12 protein-coding genes are annotated in these 18093 nt (G+C 64.4%); 10 read left to right on the top strand and 2 right to left on the bottom strand.

Annotation, left to right across the window (positions count from 1 at the left end):
* The first annotated feature begins 259 nt into the window (after positions 1-259).
* The 6 genes from VKM35_RS03290 to epmA all read left to right on the top strand — a co-directional run bounded on the left by VKM35_RS03290 (position 260) and on the right by epmA (position 8718).
* On the top strand, positions 260-559 hold the full coding sequence (locus tag VKM35_RS03290) for a YciI family protein (RefSeq protein ID WP_324318321.1): 300 nt from the start codon (positions 260-262) through the stop codon (positions 557-559).
* Positions 556-837, top strand: coding sequence for a BolA family protein (locus VKM35_RS03295; protein WP_324318323.1), 282 nt, complete (start codon positions 556-558; stop codon positions 835-837). Before VKM35_RS03290 ends, VKM35_RS03295 begins: the two co-directional genes overlap by 4 nt.
* A gap of 257 nt (positions 838-1094) precedes the next feature.
* On the top strand, positions 1095-4598 hold the full coding sequence (smc, locus tag VKM35_RS03300) for a chromosome segregation protein SMC (RefSeq protein ID WP_324318325.1): 3504 nt from the start codon (positions 1095-1097) through the stop codon (positions 4596-4598).
* A gap of 84 nt (positions 4599-4682) precedes the next feature.
* Positions 4683-5462: a cell division protein ZipA gene (gene zipA / locus VKM35_RS03305; RefSeq protein WP_324318327.1), complete on the top strand. Its 780-nt coding sequence runs from the start codon at positions 4683-4685 to the stop codon at positions 5460-5462.
* Between the two features lie 4 nt (positions 5463-5466).
* Entirely contained in the window at positions 5467-7551 is a 2085-nt protein-coding gene (gene ligA, locus VKM35_RS03310) for an NAD-dependent DNA ligase LigA (protein ID WP_324318329.1), read from the top strand.
* Between the two features lie 198 nt (positions 7552-7749).
* Complete coding sequence (epmA, locus tag VKM35_RS03315; RefSeq protein WP_324318331.1) at positions 7750-8718, top strand: EF-P lysine aminoacylase EpmA; 969 nt, start codon at positions 7750-7752, stop codon at positions 8716-8718.
* Positions 8719-8763: 45 nt separating this feature from the next.
* On the opposite strand, the gene VKM35_RS03320 is transcribed toward epmA, so the two are convergent.
* Positions 8764-10032: a sensor domain-containing diguanylate cyclase gene (locus VKM35_RS03320; RefSeq protein ID WP_324318333.1), complete on the bottom strand. Its 1269-nt coding sequence runs from the start codon at positions 10030-10032 to the stop codon at positions 8764-8766.
* 200 nt (positions 10033-10232) lie between these two features.
* Between VKM35_RS03320 and VKM35_RS03325 the strand changes: the two genes are divergently transcribed.
* Positions 10233-11192, top strand: a complete 960-nt coding sequence (locus VKM35_RS03325; protein WP_324318335.1) for a DUF3011 domain-containing protein — start codon at positions 10233-10235, stop codon at positions 11190-11192.
* Positions 11193-11248: 56 nt separating this feature from the next.
* On the opposite strand, the gene VKM35_RS03330 is transcribed toward VKM35_RS03325, so the two are convergent.
* Positions 11249-11929: a hypothetical protein gene (locus VKM35_RS03330; protein WP_324318337.1), complete on the bottom strand. Its 681-nt coding sequence runs from the start codon at positions 11927-11929 to the stop codon at positions 11249-11251.
* 114 nt (positions 11930-12043) lie between these two features.
* On the opposite strand from VKM35_RS03330, the gene mtnA reads away from it, so the two are divergent.
* From mtnA to VKM35_RS03345, 3 genes are all read left to right on the top strand, one after another.
* Positions 12044-13087, top strand: coding sequence for an S-methyl-5-thioribose-1-phosphate isomerase (gene mtnA / locus VKM35_RS03335; protein WP_324318339.1), 1044 nt, complete (start codon positions 12044-12046; stop codon positions 13085-13087).
* Positions 13088-13369: 282 nt separating this feature from the next.
* Positions 13370-15997 (top strand): DNA gyrase subunit A, encoded by a 2628-nt coding sequence (gene gyrA, locus VKM35_RS03340; RefSeq protein WP_324318341.1) that lies wholly within the window; start codon positions 13370-13372, stop codon positions 15995-15997.
* 162 nt (positions 15998-16159) lie between these two features.
* A partial coding sequence (locus tag VKM35_RS03345) for a PDZ domain-containing protein (RefSeq protein ID WP_324318343.1) occupies positions 16160-18093 on the top strand: 1934 nt, incomplete at its 3' end.

The raw sequence follows: 18093 nt of genomic DNA on the forward strand, positions 1-18093 counted from the left end.
CTGGCCATAGGTCGGCATCGCCGTCGGCAGGATTTCGTAATCGATGCCCAAGCGCGGCGCCGAGCTGGACGCGGCGCTCGCAACGGTGGCGTTCGACTGCGCATTGGCGAGCAAGGGCAGGGACAAGAGGCAGGCAAGCAGCAGGCGATGGATCATGTGCGCGGACATCCCGAAATGTTTTTCGCCGGTCCGCAGGCAATGCGGGCGCCGGCATTCGGGCCATAACGTATCATTCCCGCCTCGCCAGGAGACCATGCGCATGTGGTACGCCATCATCGGCACCGACAACGATTCCTCGCTGGAGGCGCGCAAGGCCGCGCGTCCCGCGCATCTGGAACGCCTCACGGCATTGCGTGACGCCGGGCGGCTGAAACTGGCCGGGCCGTTCCCGGCGATCGATGCCGAGGATCCGGGGCCGGCCGGATATTCCGGCAGCCTGATCGTCGCCGAATTCGCCTCGCTCGCCGACGCCCGCGCCTGGGCCGACGCCGACCCCTACGTCGCCGCCGGTGTCTACGCCCGCGTCGATATCAAACCTTTCCGCCACGTACTGCCATGAGCCAGGCTGATTCCCGGGTTGAGATGATCCGCAGCGCGTTGCAGACCTTGGCGCCGGTGTCGCTGCAGGTCATCGACGAAAGTCATCGGCATGCCGGCCACGAAGGCGCCCGCGACGGCCGCGGCCATTACGCGGTCGAGATCGTCAGCACCGCCTTTGCCGGTCTGGCCCCGCTGGCCCGGCACCGCCGCGTCTTCGAGGCCGTCGGCAGCCTGATGCAGACCGACATCCATGCCCTGTCGATCAAGGCCAGGACGCCGGAAGAGGCAGGCTTGTAGGAGCGACGCAAGTCGCGAACGCTCGCTCCCTAGAGACAGCTATCGCGGCTTGCGCCGCTCCTGCACGGCGCCCATCGAGCCCGGACCGGCCGCTGCTATACTGCCCCTCGACCGCTTCCGCGCCGCCTCGGTCATCCATATAAATCAATTACTTGGATAGGCCGGCGACCGGGATTCGGACCCCAGAAACCATGCGGCGGAGCTTCGCGCCCCGATAGTCGGCTTGAGTCCGGCTCCGCGCTACTTATTTGGCTGCCATGCGCCTTTCGACGATCAAGCTGTCCGGCTTCAAATCCTTCGTTGACCCCACGGTCCTGCACCTGCCGACCAACATGACCGGCGTGGTCGGTCCCAACGGTTGCGGCAAGTCCAACATCATCGATGCGATCCGCTGGGTCATGGGCGAGAGTTCGGCCAGCCGCCTGCGCGGCGATTCGCTCACCGACGTGATCTTCTCGGGCTCGTCCTCGCGCAAGCCGGTCAGCCAGGCCACGGTCGAGTTGATCTTCGACAATTCCGAGGGCACGGTCGGCGGCGAATACGCGCGCTACGCGGAAATCTCGGTCAAGCGTTCGGTCAGCCGCGACGGCCAATCCAATTACTACTTGAACGGCGCGCGCTGCCGCCGCCGCGACATCACCGATCTCTTCCTCGGCACCGGCCTGGGTGCCCGCAGCTACTCGATCATCGAGCAGGGCATGATCAGCCAGATCATCGAGGCCAAGCCTGAGGACCTGCGCGTCTACCTGGAAGAAGCCGCCGGCATTTCCAAGTACAAGGAACGCCGCAAGGAAACCGAAACCCGCATCAAGCACACCCGCGAAAACCTCGACCGCCTCAACGACCTGCGCGAGGAAGTCGACAAGCAGATCGACCACCTGCGTCGCCAGGCCAAAGCCGCCGAGCAATACCAGGCGCTGCAGGCCGAGCGTCTGCAGAAGGACGCGCAGCTCAAGGGCCTGGAATACCGCAAGCTCGACGGCGAACTCGCCGGCATGCGCGAGGCGATGACCCAGGACGAGTTGAAACTGCAGCAGCTGCAGGCCGACCAGCGCGGTGCCGAAGCGCAGATCGAAACCTGCCGCGTGCAGCACACCGACGCCAGCGAAGCGCTTGGCAAGGTCCAGGCTGAAGGCTATCGGGTCAGCGGCGAGCTGGCGCGCATCGAACAGCAGATCACCCACCAGCGCGAGCTCAAGCAGCGCCTGGAAACCGCGCGCGCCGAAGCCGACGCGGCCTTCGCGCAGATCGGCGAACACATCACCGGCGACGAACGCCAGATGGGCGAATTGCGCGAGGCGATCGCCGACGCCGAGCCGAAGCTCGCATCGCTGAGCGGCGACGACAACGCCCGGCAGGAATCGCTGCGCACGGCCGAAGCAGCGCTGCACGACTGGCAGCAGCGCTGGGATACCTACGCCAAGGCGCAGGCGGAGTCCTCGCGTTGGGCGGAAGTCGAGCGCACCAAGATCGAATATCTGGAAAAACAATCGCTGGACGCTGGTCGTCGTCGCGAAACCCTGGGCGGCGAACGTGGTGGTCTGGACACGGCAGCATTGCTGACCGCGCTGGCGACGATGAGCGACGACCACGACCAGAAGAAAGCCGGCCTCGATGCGCTCGCCACCGATCTCGAGCAGCGCAAGGCCAATCTCACCGCGCTGCAGGAGCAGCAGCGTCAGCAGCAGAACGAATTGTCGGAAGCGCGCAAGCAGATTCAGGCCGCGCGCGGCCGTCTTGCCTCGCTCGAGGCGCTGCAGCACGCGGCGCTGGGCCAGGAAAAGAATGTCGCGCTCGATTGGCTCAAGAGCCAGGGCATCGAAGGCAACACCCGCCTCGGCGAAACGCTGGATGTCGAATCGGGCTGGGAAACTGCTGTTGAAACCGTGCTCGGCAGCCTGCTCGAAGCCGTCACCGTGGATGCGCCGACGGAATGGCTGGATGCCCTCGCCAGTCTCGGACAGGGTCGCGTTGCGCTGGTGTCGTCGCTGCGCGAAGACGTCGTAGTTTCAGCCGATTCGCTGGCTGCGAAAGTGCAGGGCCCGGCGGCGATCCGTCGTCTGCTGGCGCGCATCAAGACCGCCGACGATGCCGGCTCCGCACGCGTCCTGGTCGATCGTCTTGGTGAAGGCGAAGCGGTGATCACCCGTCGCGGCGAATGGTTGGGCGCTGGCTGGCTGCGCGTGTTGCGCAGCGGCGAAGCGCAGCAGGGCGCGCTGGCGCGCGAGAGCGAAATCAAGGCGCTGCGTGCGGAAATCGATGCACTCGGCAAGAAAGAGCAGACGATCAACGAAGCGCTGACGATGATGCGCGACAAGCTGCTCGAGGCCGAACAGCATCGCGAGGACGCACAGCGCACGATGTATCTGAGCCATCGCGGCGTTTCCGAGCTCGCTGGCCAGATGCAGGGCCACAAGAGCCGTCTGGAATCGGCACAGGCGCGCGTTGGTCACATCGATACCGAACTGGCGACGCTGGCGCAGACGCTGGACGAATCGCAGACGCAGATCCGCGAGGCGCGTGCGCGCCTGGAACAGGCGGTCGCGAAGATGGGCGATCTCGAAGTCGAGCGCCAGCAACTCGACGGCCAGCGTCGCACCCTCAGCGAACAACGTGACGCCGCCCGCAACGCCGCCCGCGAAGCGCGCGAGTCCTCGCATCAGCTCGCGCTCACACTGGAATCGCAGCGCGCGCGCGTGCTGGCATTGACGCAGTCGTTGGCGCGCATGGGCAGCCAGCGCGCACAACTTGAATTGCGCCTCAACGAATTCGTCGCGCAGCTCGCGGAGGGCGACGCGCCGATCGTCAAGCTGCAGTCCGAGCGCCAAGCCGTGCTCGATCAGCGCGTGATCGTCGAGAAAGATCTCGCCGCCGCGCGTTCGGCGCTCGATGGCATCGACAACGAGCTGCGCAAGTACGAACAGACCCGGCAGCAGCGCGACCAGCAATCGCTGGCGCAACGCGAAGCGATTTCCGCGCGCCGTCTCGATGCGCAGGCGCTGACGCTGAAGTCCGGGCAATTGTCCGAAGCCATCATCGGCGCCGGGCTCGAGCTCGACGCGGTGATCCAGGCTCTGCCGGAAAGCGCCGACTTCGAAGCCTGGAGCAAGTCGCTGGGCGATATCGACGCAAAGATGCGCCGGCTCGAGCCGGTCAATCTCGCCGCGATCCAGGAATATGGCGAACAGAGCGAGCGCAAGACCTATCTCGACGCGCAGAACGCCGACCTCACGTCGGCGCTGGACACGCTTGAGGGCGCAATCAAGAAGATCGACCGCGAAACCCGCGGCCGCTTCAAGGAAACCTTTGATCGTGTCAACGCCGGCGTGCAGGAACTCTATCCGCGTCTGTTCGGCGGCGGCCACGCCTATCTTGAACTCACCGGCGAAGACCTGCTCGATACCGGTGTGTCGATCATGGCGCGCCCGCCCGGCAAGCGCGTGTCGAACATCTCGCTGCTTTCCGGCGGCGAAAAAGCCCTGACCGCGGTGGCGCTGGTGTTCGCGATCTTCCGCCTGAATCCGGCGCCGTTCTGCCTGCTCGACGAAGTCGACGCGCCGCTGGACGAAGCCAACGTCGGCCGCTTCAGCACGATGGTCACCGAGATGAGCGAGAAGGTGCAGTTCCTGTTCGTCACCCATAACAAGGCGACGATGGAAGCTGCGAAACAATTGTCCGGCGTGACCATGCGCGAACCGGGCGTAAGCCGTCTGGTCTCGGTGGATCTGGCCGAGGCGAGCCGCCTGGTTGGTGCCGCCTGATGCCGGCATCGTTGAATTCGGTCGGGATTTCCGCCATGTTTCAGCGCACGGCAAAACCGGGTGCGCCCGCCAGGAGCTTCGAAGATGCTTGAGGGATTCAGCGACACCGCCCTGCTTCGCATCGGTATCGGCATCGCCGCGCTGATCCTGTTCGCCGTCATCGTATTCAGCAGTCGCAGGAAGCCGGCACAGGGTACGCGCCTGAGCACCGGCAAACCGGCCGAGTTCGATCGTAGGCAGGAACCGACGCTGCGCGAAATCCTCGAATCCGACGCCGGTGGTGCATCGGGCGACGCACCCGTCGCGCAACCCGAGCTGGATCTGCTCGAACAATCCCTGCATAGCGAAGCGCGCGCGCCGGCGCCATCGCCGAATCACGACAACCCCGGCATGCAGATCGGTGCGCGCCCGGGCAACGAGTTCGACAAGATCGTCACGCTTTACGTCGCAGCGCGTGCCGGACACACGCTAACCGGCCCCGATCTCGTCGTCGCCGCGGAAAAGGCTGGACTGATCTACGGACACATGAGCATTTTCCATCGAATGGTGGAAAAGCACCCGGAACAGGGGCCGATCTTCAGCGTCGCCAACCTGATCCGCCCGGGCTCCTTCGATTTGCGCACGATCAAGGATCTGAAAACGCCGGGCATCAGTTTTTTCATCACCTTGCCCGGGCCGCTGTCCGCGCTCGATGCCTGGGATACCTTGCTGCCGACCGCGCAGCGCATGGCCGAACTGCTCGACGCCGTGCTGCTCGACGAAGACCGCAATGCCCTGGGTCGCCAGCGTATCGCCAATATCCGCGATGAGTTGCGCGCCTACGATCGTGCGCGGGAAAAGTTGAACATCAAGCCGGGACGGTGATCCGGTGAACGCTGCCGCGAAACAGGCCGCCGAACTGCGTCGCCGTATCGAGGACGCGAACCACCAGTACCACGTACTCGACGACCCGGCGATTCCGGATGCCGAATACGACCGCCTGCTGCGCGAACTCGAAGCGCTGGAAGCAGCACATCCGGAGCTGACCAGTGCCGATTCGCCGACGCAGCGCGTTGGCGCCGCCGCGCAACGCGAGTTTTCCGAAGTGCAGCACGAGCTGCCGATGCTCTCGCTCAACAATGCCTTCAGCGAGCAGGAAGTGCGCGATTTCGTCCAGCGCATCGTCGATGCCACCGGCGATGCCGAACCGGCATTTTCGGTGGAGCCGAAACTCGACGGCTTGGCGATCAGCCTGCGCTACGAAGACGGCGTGTTCGTACGCGGCGCCACCCGCGGCGACGGCACGACCGGCGAGGATGTCACCGTCAACCTGCGCACGATCAAGGCGATTCCATTGCGTCTGCGCGGCGATGCGCCGAAGGTGCTGGAAGTTCGCGGTGAGGTCTACATGCCGCGCAAGGCCTTCGAGGAATTCAACGAAAAGGCGAGGGCGCGCGGCGAGAAAACCCTGGCCAATCCGCGCAACGGCGCGGCCGGATCGCTGCGCCAGCTCGATCCGAAATTGACCGCGGCGCGGCCACTGAGTTTTTATGCATATGCGCTCGGCCAGGTTTACGGCTGGGCGCCGCCGCCGCGGCATTCGCTGCTGCTGCAGGCCTTGCGCGAATTCGGCTTGCCGGTCAGCCCGGAAGTGCGCGTGGCCGTCGCGGCGGAAGGGCTGCTCGCGTACTACGCCGACATCGGCAGCAAACGCGACGGACTGCCGTACGACATCGATGGTGTGGTCTACAAACTCGATCGTTTCGACCAGCAGAAGGCGCTCGGTTTCGTTTCGCGCGCGCCGCGTTGGGCGATCGCGCATAAATTTCCGGCGCAGGAACAGCTGACCACGGTCGAGGCGATCGATGTGCAGGTCGGCCGCACCGGTGCGATCACGCCGGTCGCGCGCCTGGCGCCGGTAAACGTGGCCGGCGTGGTCGTGACCAATGCGACCTTGCACAACGCCGACCAGATCGCGCGCCTGGACGTGCGCGTCGGCGACACCGTGATCGTCCGTCGTGCCGGTGACGTGATTCCGGAAGTGTTGCGGGTGATTGCGGAAAAGCGCGCGCTCGATCCGTCTGGCGAGCCCCTGCAGCCGGCGTTCGCGATGCCATCGGTCTGCCCGGTGTGCGGATCGGCGGTGGTGCGCGAGGACGGCGAATCGGCGGCGCGCTGCACAGGCGGCCTTTATTGCGCCGCGCAGCGCAAGCAGGCGTTGATCCATTTCGCATCGCGACGCGCGATGGATATCGAAGGCCTGGGCGATCGTCTGATCGAGGATCTCGTCGATCTGGATTTCGTGCACAGCCCGGCCGATCTCTACCGGCTCGGTCTCGACGACTTCCTGGAAATGCGGCGGCGCGCGGACCTGCGCGACGGCACGGTGCCGGAGACGGTGAAGAGCTGCAAGGTCGCGAGCCGTTGGGCCGAGAACCTGATTGCCGCGATCGCGCAGAGCAAAAGCAGTTCGCTCGAACGCGTGCTGTTCGCGCTCGGCATCCGCGATGTCGGTGAATCGACGGCGAAGACGCTGGCGAAATTCTACGGCGCGCTCGATCCGCTGATGGCCGCCGACGAAGCGATGCTGGTCGAAGTGCCCGACGTCGGCCCGATCGTCGCCCGTCGCATCGTTGGTTTTTTCCGTGAGCCGCACAACCTGCAGGTGATCGCCGCGCTGCGCGAAGCCGGAGTGCAATGGTCCGAAGGTCCGCCGCAGCGTTCCGCCGATGGTCCGCTTGCCGGGAAAACCATCGTGCTGACCGGAGGCCTTGCGTCGATGAGCCGCGACCAGGCTGGCGACCGCCTCGAAGCCCTGGGCGCGAAGGTGGCGGGCAGCGTGTCGAAGAAAACCAGCATCGTCGTCGCCGGCGAGGCCGCTGGTTCCAAACTCGACAAGGCGCGCGAGCTCGGTGTCGAGGTATGGGACGAGGCGCAGCTGTTGCAGTTTTTCGCCGAACAAGGCGCATCGTAGGCGTAGGCGTAGGCGTAGGCGTAGGAGCCAGCTTGCTGGCGACCAAGCTTGCCACGGCAGCAACTACCTTTCGCTCATCCGCTTGTCGCGACAAAAGCCGCGCGCGCTCTGATGCGGAGTCGCTAGCAAGCTGGCTCCTACACGTCCCGCGTTCGGGGATGTGTTGCAGGGGAGTGGCAGCGGTGCGAGAGTGTAGCCATGAAGGACTGGAAGCCCACCGCCAACGTCAAGGTCCTGCGTCTGCGGGCGCAGTTGTATGCTTTGATCCGGAAATTCTTCGCTGAACGTGGCGTGCTGGAAGTCGAGACGCCGATCCTGTCGATGGCCGGCAATACCGATCCGAACATCGACAGTTTCCAGTTGCAGTTCATCGGTCCGCGCAGCGCCGGCACGGGTCAACGCTGGTTGCGTACGTCACCGGAATTTCCGCTCAAGCGCATGCTCGCGGCGGGCGTCGGCGACTGCTACGAAATGGGCCGCGTATTCCGCAATGGCGAGGCCGGGCGCCGGCACAATCCCGAATTCACCATGCTCGAGTGGTACCGCGTTGGCTGGAACCACCACAAGCTCATGGATGAATGCGCGGAGCTGGTGAAGGAAGCGCTGCATCTGGCTGGACGTCGTGCGACCGTGCGCGACGTCAGCTTCCATCAGCTCTACCAGGACAGTTTCGGTTTCGATCCGCTCACCTGCAGCGAAGCCGAATTGCGCGCTCCGCTCGCCGTCTACGACATCGATCCCGAAGGTCTGACTCGCGACGATTGGCTCGATCTGTTGATGACGCATCTTATCCAACCATCGATTCCTGCCAATCGCGTCATGCTGGTATTCGATTATCCCGCCAGCCAATGCGCGCTGGCGAAAATCCGGCCCGGCGACGTGCCGGTGGCCGAGCGCTTCGAAATCTTCGTCGGCCCGCTGGAATTGGCCAATGGCTACCACGAACTCACTGACGGTACCGAGCAGCGCGAGCGTTTCGGTCGCGATCTTGCCACCCGCGCAAAGCGCGCGGCGATCCAGCCGCCAGTGGACGAGCGCCTGCTGGCGGCGCTGCCGAAATTGCCCGGCTGTGCGGGCGTGGCGCTGGGTGTGGATCGATTGATGATGGCGATGCTAGGCAGCGAGCGCATCGCCGACGTGCTGGCGTTTCCGTTCGATCGCGCCTGATACGACGCTTGCCGACCCGCTGAGACCGCAATTGCGGAAACTGGATCAGGGCAGGGCGATGTCGCTGTTTGTTTCTGCCACGACCATCTGTTTCCGGCCTTGGCTTTTGGCGCGATAAAGCGCCTGATCGGCGGCCGCGAGCAGGCGATCCGGCTGCCGCCCGTGTTCGGGGAAAAGTGCCAGGCCGATCGATGTCGTCAGCGGCGGCAACACGTTGCCGGTATGCATCACCACGAGTTTCCCCATCGCCGCGAGCAACTCGTTGGCGCGGCGCGTGGCGACCTCGAGGTCCATCTCCGGCATGATCAGCACGAACTCCTCGCCGCCCATGCGGCAGGCGATGTCTTCGCTGCGCGAGGCCGATTGCAGCAGCCGCGAGAACGCCACCAGGACGGCATCGCCAGCGGCGTGGCCGTAGGTGTCGTTGAAGGCCTTGAAGTGGTCGAGATCGAACGTCATCACCGCCAGCGGCAGCTTGCGGCGTCCGCTGCGCGCCATTTCGCGGCCCAGCGATTCGGTGAGATAGCGGCGGTTGAACAGACCGGTCAGGGGATCGCGCACGGATTGGTCGCGCAGGCTCTGGCGCAGTTTCAGGTTGGCCAGCGCCAGCGCCAGTTGCTCGGCGGCGGCGACTGCGACCTGCATCTTCGGATAGGTGTCGGGACCTGGCGAGCTGAGATAAATCCAGCCCAGCGACTCACCCTGCGCGATCAGCGGAATGCAGGCGGTGCTGTAGATCTCGCTGGTGCTGCTGGCCAATACATGTGGGCAAAGCGTCTCCGCCGAATGGCTGTGGGCGATGTGCAGGCGATTGCGCTGCATCGCCCAGCACTCCTGGGCGCTGGCCTGGTTGACGGAATTGCAGACGTGGATACCCCAGAGGTGACTGGCCTCGGCGAGGCCCTCACCATCGATCAGTGGATAGATCGATCCGGCGCTGCCGGGCAGCAACAGCGAAAGCATCTGCTGGCTGGTCTGCAGCGCTTCGGCCAGATCGAGGCAGCCGAGCAGCAGGTTGCCGTAGCGGCCGAGCAGGCCGAGGTCGGCGGAATGCGATTCGGTGTCCTGCTGCACCTGCGCCAGTTCCTGGCGAAAGGCATGTGCAGTGTCGAGGTTGTCGACGATCTGCTGCTGGATTTCCCGGACCATCCGGCGCATGAGCAGCAGCAGCACGACGCCGACCAGGATGCCGAAGGTTGCCTGCGCCGGGCTGATCTGCCCCAGGCCCAGCCACACCAGCAGCAGCAGCATGCCGATGCCACAGGTCAACAGTGGCCAATGGACGGGCGGCAGCGGCGGGGCGGGCGACGTCATGGGGCAACCTTAGGGGCTGGGGGCGGCGCTGACAATCGCCGGCATCGCAAGCTGCGAACTGGATCAAGGTGGATGGCCATCAAAGTGAATCGGCACAAAATCCGCTGCCGGGCTCGGCAGGTTATTGGACGGCAATTCAGAGTGGCGCGATCATGTTACGGCCGAACGTCCAAACCTTTGGACGCAGCAGGGGGATTGCCATGAAAGCCAACCACGTCTTCGCCATCGTCGGCTTGCTGCTGACACTGGCTCAAGCTGCCGCAGCGCAACAGCTGCCACACGCCGGAATCTGGGACAGCCACAAGGACGGCGGCAACCGCACCACCGACAACCGCGGGTATGAAAATCGCGGTTATGACGATCGCAGCTACGACACCAGCGGCTATGGCTACGACGACCGTGACGATCGCTATGGCAACGGCTATGGCAACGGCAATGGTCGCAGTCGCAAGATCAACTGCGAATCGCAGAACCAGCGTGTGGTGTATTGCCGGGTCGATGCCGGCGCCGACGTCCGCTTTCTGCGCCAAAGTTCGCGCGCCGCCTGCATCGAAGGCCAGACCTGGGGTTGGAATAGCCGCGGTGTCTGGGTCAGCGGCGGCTGCCGCGCCGAGTTCGAACTCGTCGATCGTCGCGGCTATGGAAATGGCAATGGCTGGAACAATGGCAATGGTTACGGCAATGGCAACGGATATGGGAATGGCTACGGCAATGGTTATGGCGGCAGGGTGATCCGCTGCGAATCCAACAATTCCCGTACCGTCTATTGCGCCATCGATACCCGCGACGGTGTGCGCATCGTCAACCAGCTTTCGCAGAGCCAATGCATCGAAGGCCAGAACTGGGGTTGGGACCAGCGCGGCGTGTGGGTGTCGCAGGGTTGTCGCGCGGAGTTCGCAACCGGTGGCAATGGAGGCAATTACGGCGGCGGTTATGGCAACGGCAATGGTGGTCACAACAACGGTAGCTATGCCCAGCGCGTGACCTGCGAATCAACCGACGGCCGCTACGTGTTCTGTCGCAGCAATGGTTACCTGCGTCAGGCTCAAGTGCAGAAACAGCTCAGCCAGACCGCTTGCGTGCTCAACCAGACCTGGGGCTTTCGCGCTGACGGCATCTGGGTCAACGGCGGTTGCCGCGCGCAGTTTGTCGTTTACTGATCGCGATAGAAATGCGAAACAAGAAACCGCCGGCATGTCCGGCGGTTTTTGTTTTCTCAGCCGGTGGATTTCCTGCGCGCTTTTTTCACTGCCGCGGTTTTCGCGACGGCGATCGGAGACCAGGCGGTAGCGAAGCGCAGTGGGGGCAACGCCAGCGCGAGTGCTTCTGCACTCCAGCGCCGCAGTTTTGCCGGCGCCAGACTCAGGGCTTCAGCCAGGGGTGCCGGTAGCCAGTCGGCCCCGGCCTTGCGCAGGCGGCAGACGCTGTCGGCATAGCGGCCGGCCGCCCAGGTCGCAGCGACCGCTTTCGCAGTGGCGGTGATCAGAGGCTCCAGTGGTGTGTAGCGCATCAAGGGGCCGCTGATGCGGTCGGGCATCCAGGTGCGCAGCACGGAACGCAATCCTTCCTGCGTCGCCAACGGCGTGAGCACGCTCTGGGTTTGGGCGACGGCGAGGATTCCCTCGAGTTCCCAGCGCGCCGGCTTGAGTCGATAGCGGGCGTAGATTTCCTTGATCAGCAATCGCTGGATCCGCTCCGGTGCATCGCCGCGCGCGGCATTCGTCACCGGCCGTGGCAGGAAAGGTTTGAGCAGCGGCAGGCGTTCCAGCGAAACCTGCAATGCTGCGGCGGCACCGGCCTTGACACAGGCGGTGTGCAACGCGGTTTCGATGCCGGTGTCGGGCAATTCCGGCTTCTTGCGCACGCGCGTTTTGCTGGTGGCTTTTCGGGTGGCCATAGCCCGAGCTTACCTGAGCCCGGGGCGAAATGAATGACGTGGCGGCGCCATTGCAGAGGCTGGGGCGATCGTCGGGTCGCGGGTAAACTGGCGGTCGCACAATGGAACCCGACCATGGACTTCGACCGCTACGACCGCATCCGCCCGATCCGCTGGCAGGGAAATCTTCTGTCCTTGCTCGACCAGCGCAAGCTGCCTTTCGTTGTCGAATATATCGACTGTGTCGACAGCCAAGCGGTCACGCAGGCGATCCGCGATCTGGTCGTGCGCGGCGCGCCGGCCATCGGCATCGCAGCGGCGTATGGCGTGGTGCTGGCGGGACTGAAAGTGGACGCGCATGACGGCAGTGAAGCGCTGGCGGCGATGATGCCTGCGATCGATGAACTCAATGCGTCGCGCCCGACGGCGGTCAACCTGATGTGGGCGATCGCGCGCATGCGCCGGGTGCTCGCTGCCGCCGGACGCGATTGGCGCGAAGTCGCCGAACGCGAAGCGCGTGCGATAGAAAGCGAGGATCTCGCGGCGAACCGGCACATGGGCCGGCTCGGCGCCGAACTCATCGCGCCGAACTCGGGCGTGCTTACACATTGCAATACCGGATCGCTGGCCACCGCCGGTTTCGGCACGGCACTGGGCGTGATCCGCGCTGGCGTCGCGCTGGAGCGCATCGCCCGCGTCTACGCCAGCGAAACCCGCCCCTGGTTGCAGGGCGCGCGGCTGACGGTCTGGGAGCTGCTGCAGGATGGCATCCCCGCCACCTTGATCGCCGATGCCGCCGGCGCACATCTGATGAAAACCGGAGCGGTACAGTGGCTCGTGGTCGGTGCCGACCGCATCTGCGCCAATGGCGACACCGCCAACAAGATCGGCACGTATACCCATGCCATCGCTGCGCGCCATCACGGTGTGAAGGTGATGGTGGTGGCGCCGTCCTCGACAGTGGACATGGCCACCGCGCAGGGCAGCGACATCCACATCGAGGAACGCGACGGCGCCGAACTGCTGTCGATGTCCGGCGTACGCACGGTGGCAGACGGCGTGAGCGCATTCAATCCGGTATTCGATGTCACTCCTGCCGGGCTGATCGATGCGCTGGTGACCGAGAAGGGCGTGATCCTGGCACCGGATGCGGACAAGATGCGGGCATGTTTCCGCTAGCGCCATGTGCTGTCGGGATGTCGCGCCGCGCCATCCCCTGCGTACCGGTGAGGGGCATCCGTCCGTATTCCGACTGAGCAAAAAAGCAGCACTTTCGATGTCCCCCGGCCGGCGTCTTTTTGAGGGTGTGGCGACGCCCCCTGTCAAGCCCTGAAACACCTGTTTTTCCGGCCTCGAAGGCGGTCATCGAACCCGCGTTTCTGATACACTCGGACGTCTTTGGAGACTGCCCGTTTTCCGCGTGGAAACCGGGTCCGAAAAACGCAGGGAACGGAAGATCGAATGGCAGAGCTCGCGAAGGAAATCATCCCGGTAAACCTCGAAGACGAGATGCGCAGGAGCTACCTCGATTACGCGATGAGCGTGATCGTCGGCCGCGCCCTCCCGGATGTCCGTGACGGCCTCAAGCCTGTCCACCGCCGCGTGCTTTTCGCCATGCATGAGCTTGGCGCGCATTCGAACAAGCCTTACTACAAGTCGGCGCGCATCGTCGGCGACGTCATCGGCAAATACCATCCGCACGGCGACCAGTCCGTGTACGACACGCTGGTGCGCATGGCGCAGCCGTTCTCGCTGCGTTACCTGCTGGTCGATGGCCAGGGCAACTTCGGCTCGGTCGACGGTGACTCCGCCGCTGCGATGCGATACACCGAGGCGCGCATGTCGCGGCTCACGCACCAGTTGATGGCCGATATCGACAAGGAAACCGTCGATTTCCAGCCCAATTACGATGAAAAGGAACTCGAGCCGACGGTCATGCCGACGCGCGTGCCGAACCTGCTCATCAACGGCTCCGCCGGCATCGCGGTCGGCATGGCCACCAACATCCCTCCGCACAATCTCAATGAAGTCATCAGCGCGACCATCGCGCTGATCGACGACCCGGAAGTGAGCATCGGCGACCTGATGCTGCATATCCCGGGCCCGGATTTCCCCACTGCCGGTATCATCAACGGTGCCGCCGGCATCCACGCCGCGTACCACACCGGCCGTGGTCGCGTGCGCATGAAGGCGCGCGCCGAGGTCGAGGTCAACGAAGACAACGGCCGCGAGTCGATCATCGTCACCGAGTTGCCCTACCAGGTGAACAAGGCGCGCCTGATCGAGAAAATTGCCGAGCTGGTCAAGGAAAAGAAGCTCGAGGGCATCACCGAGCTGCGCGACGAGTCCGACAAGGACGGCATGCGCATCTACATCGAGGTCAAGCGTGGCGAGTCGGCCGAGGTCGTGCTCAACAATCTGTACCTGCAGACGCCGATGGAATCGGTGTTCGGTATCAACATGGTGGCGTTGGTCGATGGCCGCCCGCAGTTGCTCAACCTCAAGCAGATCCTCGAAGCCTTCGTGCGCCACCGCCGCGAAGTCGTCACCCGCCGCACCATCTTCGAACTGCGCAAGGCGCGTGCGCGTGCGCACATCCTCGAAGGCCTGACGGTTGCACTCGCCAACATCGACGAGATGATCGAACTGATCAAGACCTCGGAATCGCCGCAGGTCGCCAAGGACCGCATGCTCGCCAAGAACTGGGAGCCGGGCCTGGTGCGCGCGTTGCTGGGTGCCGCCGGCGCGCAGGCTTCGCGTCCGGAAGATCTGTCGGATGAATTCGGTCTGCTCGGCGATGGCTACCGCCTTTCGGAAGTGCAGGCGAAGGAAATCCTGGAGATGCGCCTGAACCGCCTCACCGGGCTGGAACAGGAAAAGCTCACCGACGAATACCGCGCGTTGCTCGATACGATCCGCGGCCTGATCCGCATCCTGGAAAACCCGGACGTGCTGCTCGACGTGATCCGCACCGAGTTGCGCAACCTGCAGGAAGAATTCGGCGACGCGCGTCGCACCGAAATCCGCCCGGGCGAGGAAGATCTCGACATTCTCGACCTGATCGCTTCCGAAGACGTGGTGGTCACGCTCTCGCACGCCGGTTACGCCAAGCGCCAACCGACCAGCGCCTACCGCGCGCAGAAGCGCGGCGGCCGCGGTCGTTCGGCAACGGCGGTCAAGGAAGAGGATTTCATCGATCGCCTCTGGGTGGTCAATACGCACGACACGCTGCTGACGTTCACCAGCGCTGGCCGCGTGTTCTGGCTCAAGGTTTACCAGTTGCCCGATGCCGGCCCGAATTCGCGCGGCCGTCCGATCATCAACTGGATTCCATTGGCCGAAGGCGAAAAAGTGCAGGCGGTATTGCCGGTACGCGAATTCGCCGAAGATCAGTTCGTGTTCTTTGCCACGCGCGACGGCACCGTCAAGAAAACTCCGCTGTCGGAATACTCGCGTCCGCGCGCCAACGGCATCTGGGCGATCAATCTCGATGAAGGCGACGGCCTGGTCGATGTCCAGCTCACCAATGGCGAGCGCGACATCATGCTGTTTGCGTCCAACGGCAAGGTCGCGCGTTTCGACGAAGCTTCCGTTCGCTCGATGGGTCGCACCGCCACCGGCGTGCGCGGCATGCGTCTGGTCGAAACCGAAGGTGTCAGCGTGCCGAAGGTGGTCAGCCTGATCGTTGTGGCTGGCGACGGCGACATTCTCACCGCGTCGCAAAATGGTTTCGGCAAACGCACTGCCGTCGGTGAATATCCGAAGAAAGGCCGCGGCACGCAGGGCGTGATCGCGATCCAGACCAGCGAGCGCAATGGCGCGCTGGTCGGCGCAATCCAGCTGACCGAGCAGAACGAGATCCTGCTGATCTCCGACCAGGGCACGCTGGTGCGCACGCGCGCTTCGGAAGTGTCGCAGGTCGGCCGCAATACGCAGGGCGTGACGCTGATGCGCGTGGCCGAAGGCGAGAAGCTGATCGCGGTCGAAAGCCTGGATCTGGCTGAAGTCGAAGCGGACGTCGAGGATATGCCGAGCGATGTCGCAATCGACAGCGGTACCGGCGATTCCCAGCCTACCGACGCCGCCTGATCACCGCCGCGAAGGCACCCGCTCTCCCGTGTGATCGGGGGAACGGGTGCCCTACGCCGGGGCGTTCATGTACCAGGCAGTCGTGTCATCCGGGCGGATGATTCCGCATGGATTTTTCACAGCGCTTGCGCCTAAGCTTGGCCCAGGTCTTCTGGGGTTCCCATGCGCAACATTCCGTTTGTCCTGCGCTCGGCGCTGTTCGCGCTGACGATGATTTTCCTGGGTGGCAACGCCGCCCGCGCCGACCAACTCCTGCCGGCGCCTTCCGATAGCAACCGCATCGCCACGGCACGTGATCGCGTGCTGCCGGTGGTGGTCAGTATTCTGACCGTTCGCCAGGATTATCGTCAGGGCGAGCCGCTGCTGAGTGTTTCCAGCGGCAGCGGTACTGTGGTGAGCGCGCAAGGCCACATCGCGACGAATGCGCACGTCACGCAAAACGGAAAATCGTTCCGCATTGTTTTCGCCGATGGTCGCGAGTTGCCCGCCAAACTCGTCGGCACCGATACGCTCTCGGACATCGCCGTGCTACAGGTGCAGCCGCCGAAGCCGGAAACCTTCGCCTTCGCGGAATTCGCCAAGACGCTGGATCTGCGCCCCGGCGATACCGTGCTGGCGATGGGTGCGCCCTGGGGGCTGTCCAACTCGATGAGCGCCGGCGTGGTCAACAATCCGCGTCGTCTGCTGGTGTCCTTGTTCGACGATGAAGCCGAATACGAAGACAGCATCGGCGAAGATGAGCCGACCGGGCGTTACTACGCGTGGATCCAGCACGACGCGGCGATCGCGCCGGGCAATTCCGGCGGCCCGCTGGTCGACTTGAACGGGCGCATCGTCGGCGTGAACACACGCGGCATGATCGTCGGTGGTGATTTGGCGTTCGCGATTCCCGGGCCGGAAGCGGGCAGCGTGGTGCGATCCCTGATCGACAACGGCCGCGTCAGGCGCGTGTCCCTCGGGTTCCGCCTGCGCTCGCTCAAGGGCACAGGATTTTCCGAAGGCGTGCTGGTCAATGCCGTCGAGCGCGGCTCGGTGCCGGAAAACGCTGGGCTGCGTGCCGGTGACCGCATCCTGAAACTCAACGGTGAGGCGATCAACGCGCTGCAGCCGATCGATCTGCCGGCACTGCAAAAACACATCGCGGAGTTGCCAATCGATTCGAAGGTCGTCCTTGAAGTCGACCGCGATGGCAAACGTCGCCAGGTTGAACTCAAGGCGACCGAGCAGATTCGCGAGCGCGGCGATGAAAATGCGTTTCCGCCGTTCGGGATTTCCGCGACGCAGTTGACCGCGGCCATGGGGCGGCGACGCAGCCTCGATTCCACGCAGGGATTGCTGGTCACCGGCGTGCGACCGGGCGGACCGGCGGCCGTTGCACGACCGGAACTCACCGAAGGCGATCTGCTCCTCAGCGTCGATGGGAAGCCGGTCACATCGCTCGCCGATCTCAATCTGGCGGCGCGTCCGGGTGCCGAGGCGAAGCCGCTGATCATCCGTCTCGAACGCGACGGCGAGCAGCGCCTGAGCCTGCTCACACCGGTGTTCGGCGATCAGGCGCGCACGCCGCTGCCGGAATTGCCCAAGGCCTGGGTGGGCGTGGAAGTGCAGCCGTTCACCGCGTCGCTGGCGCGCGAGATAGGTCTTGGTCGCCCGGGCTATCGCATCTCGAGAATCTATCCCGGCAGTCCGCTCGCGAAAGCCGGGGCGAAGGTTGGCGACTTGCTGGTGGCGCTCGAAGGTGAGCCGCTCAAGCCCGCCAATGAAACGTCGTCGGAAGGTTTCGATCAGCGCGTGCACGATCTGACGCTGGACAGCCACGCGAAATTCTCCGCATTGCGTGATGGCAAACCGCTGGATTTCGACGTCACGCTGGCGGCGTCTCCAGTCGATACCTCAGGCCTGCGCACGTTAGCCGTGGCGGGTTTGCGCGCGCAGTTGCGCGAACTGGGTTTTTACGATCGCGTTGGACTCAAGCTGCCGATGGATCGTAGCGGCGTGATCATCGATGGCGTCGAAAGCGGTGGTGCCGCCGGTCTCGCGCATCTGAAACGCGGCGACGTCATCATCCAGCTCGGCGATCGCAGCGTGAGCACGCC

Origin of the sequence: Arenimonas sp., assembly GCF_035312645.1 — a bacterium.
Taxonomy (GTDB): domain Bacteria; phylum Pseudomonadota; class Gammaproteobacteria; order Xanthomonadales; family Xanthomonadaceae; genus Arenimonas.

Coding starts and splice junctions, on each gene's coding strand:
- VKM35_RS03290 (WP_324318321.1), top strand. CDS start 260: ATGTGGTACGCCATCATCGGCACCGACAACGATTCCTCGCTGGAGGCG.
- epmA (WP_324318331.1), top strand. CDS start 7,750: ATGAAGGACTGGAAGCCCACCGCCAACGTCAAGGTCCTGCGTCTGCGG.
- zipA (WP_324318327.1), top strand. CDS start 4,683: ATGCTTGAGGGATTCAGCGACACCGCCCTGCTTCGCATCGGTATCGGC.
- smc (WP_324318325.1), top strand. CDS start 1,095: ATGCGCCTTTCGACGATCAAGCTGTCCGGCTTCAAATCCTTCGTTGAC.
- VKM35_RS03295 (WP_324318323.1), top strand. CDS start 556: ATGAGCCAGGCTGATTCCCGGGTTGAGATGATCCGCAGCGCGTTGCAG.
- VKM35_RS03325 (WP_324318335.1), top strand. CDS start 10,233: ATGAAAGCCAACCACGTCTTCGCCATCGTCGGCTTGCTGCTGACACTG.
- VKM35_RS03330 (WP_324318337.1), bottom strand. CDS start 11,929: ATGGCCACCCGAAAAGCCACCAGCAAAACGCGCGTGCGCAAGAAGCCG.
- mtnA (WP_324318339.1), top strand. CDS start 12,044: ATGGACTTCGACCGCTACGACCGCATCCGCCCGATCCGCTGGCAGGGA.
- VKM35_RS03320 (WP_324318333.1), bottom strand. CDS start 10,032: ATGACGTCGCCCGCCCCGCCGCTGCCGCCCGTCCATTGGCCACTGTTG.
- gyrA (WP_324318341.1), top strand. CDS start 13,370: ATGGCAGAGCTCGCGAAGGAAATCATCCCGGTAAACCTCGAAGACGAG.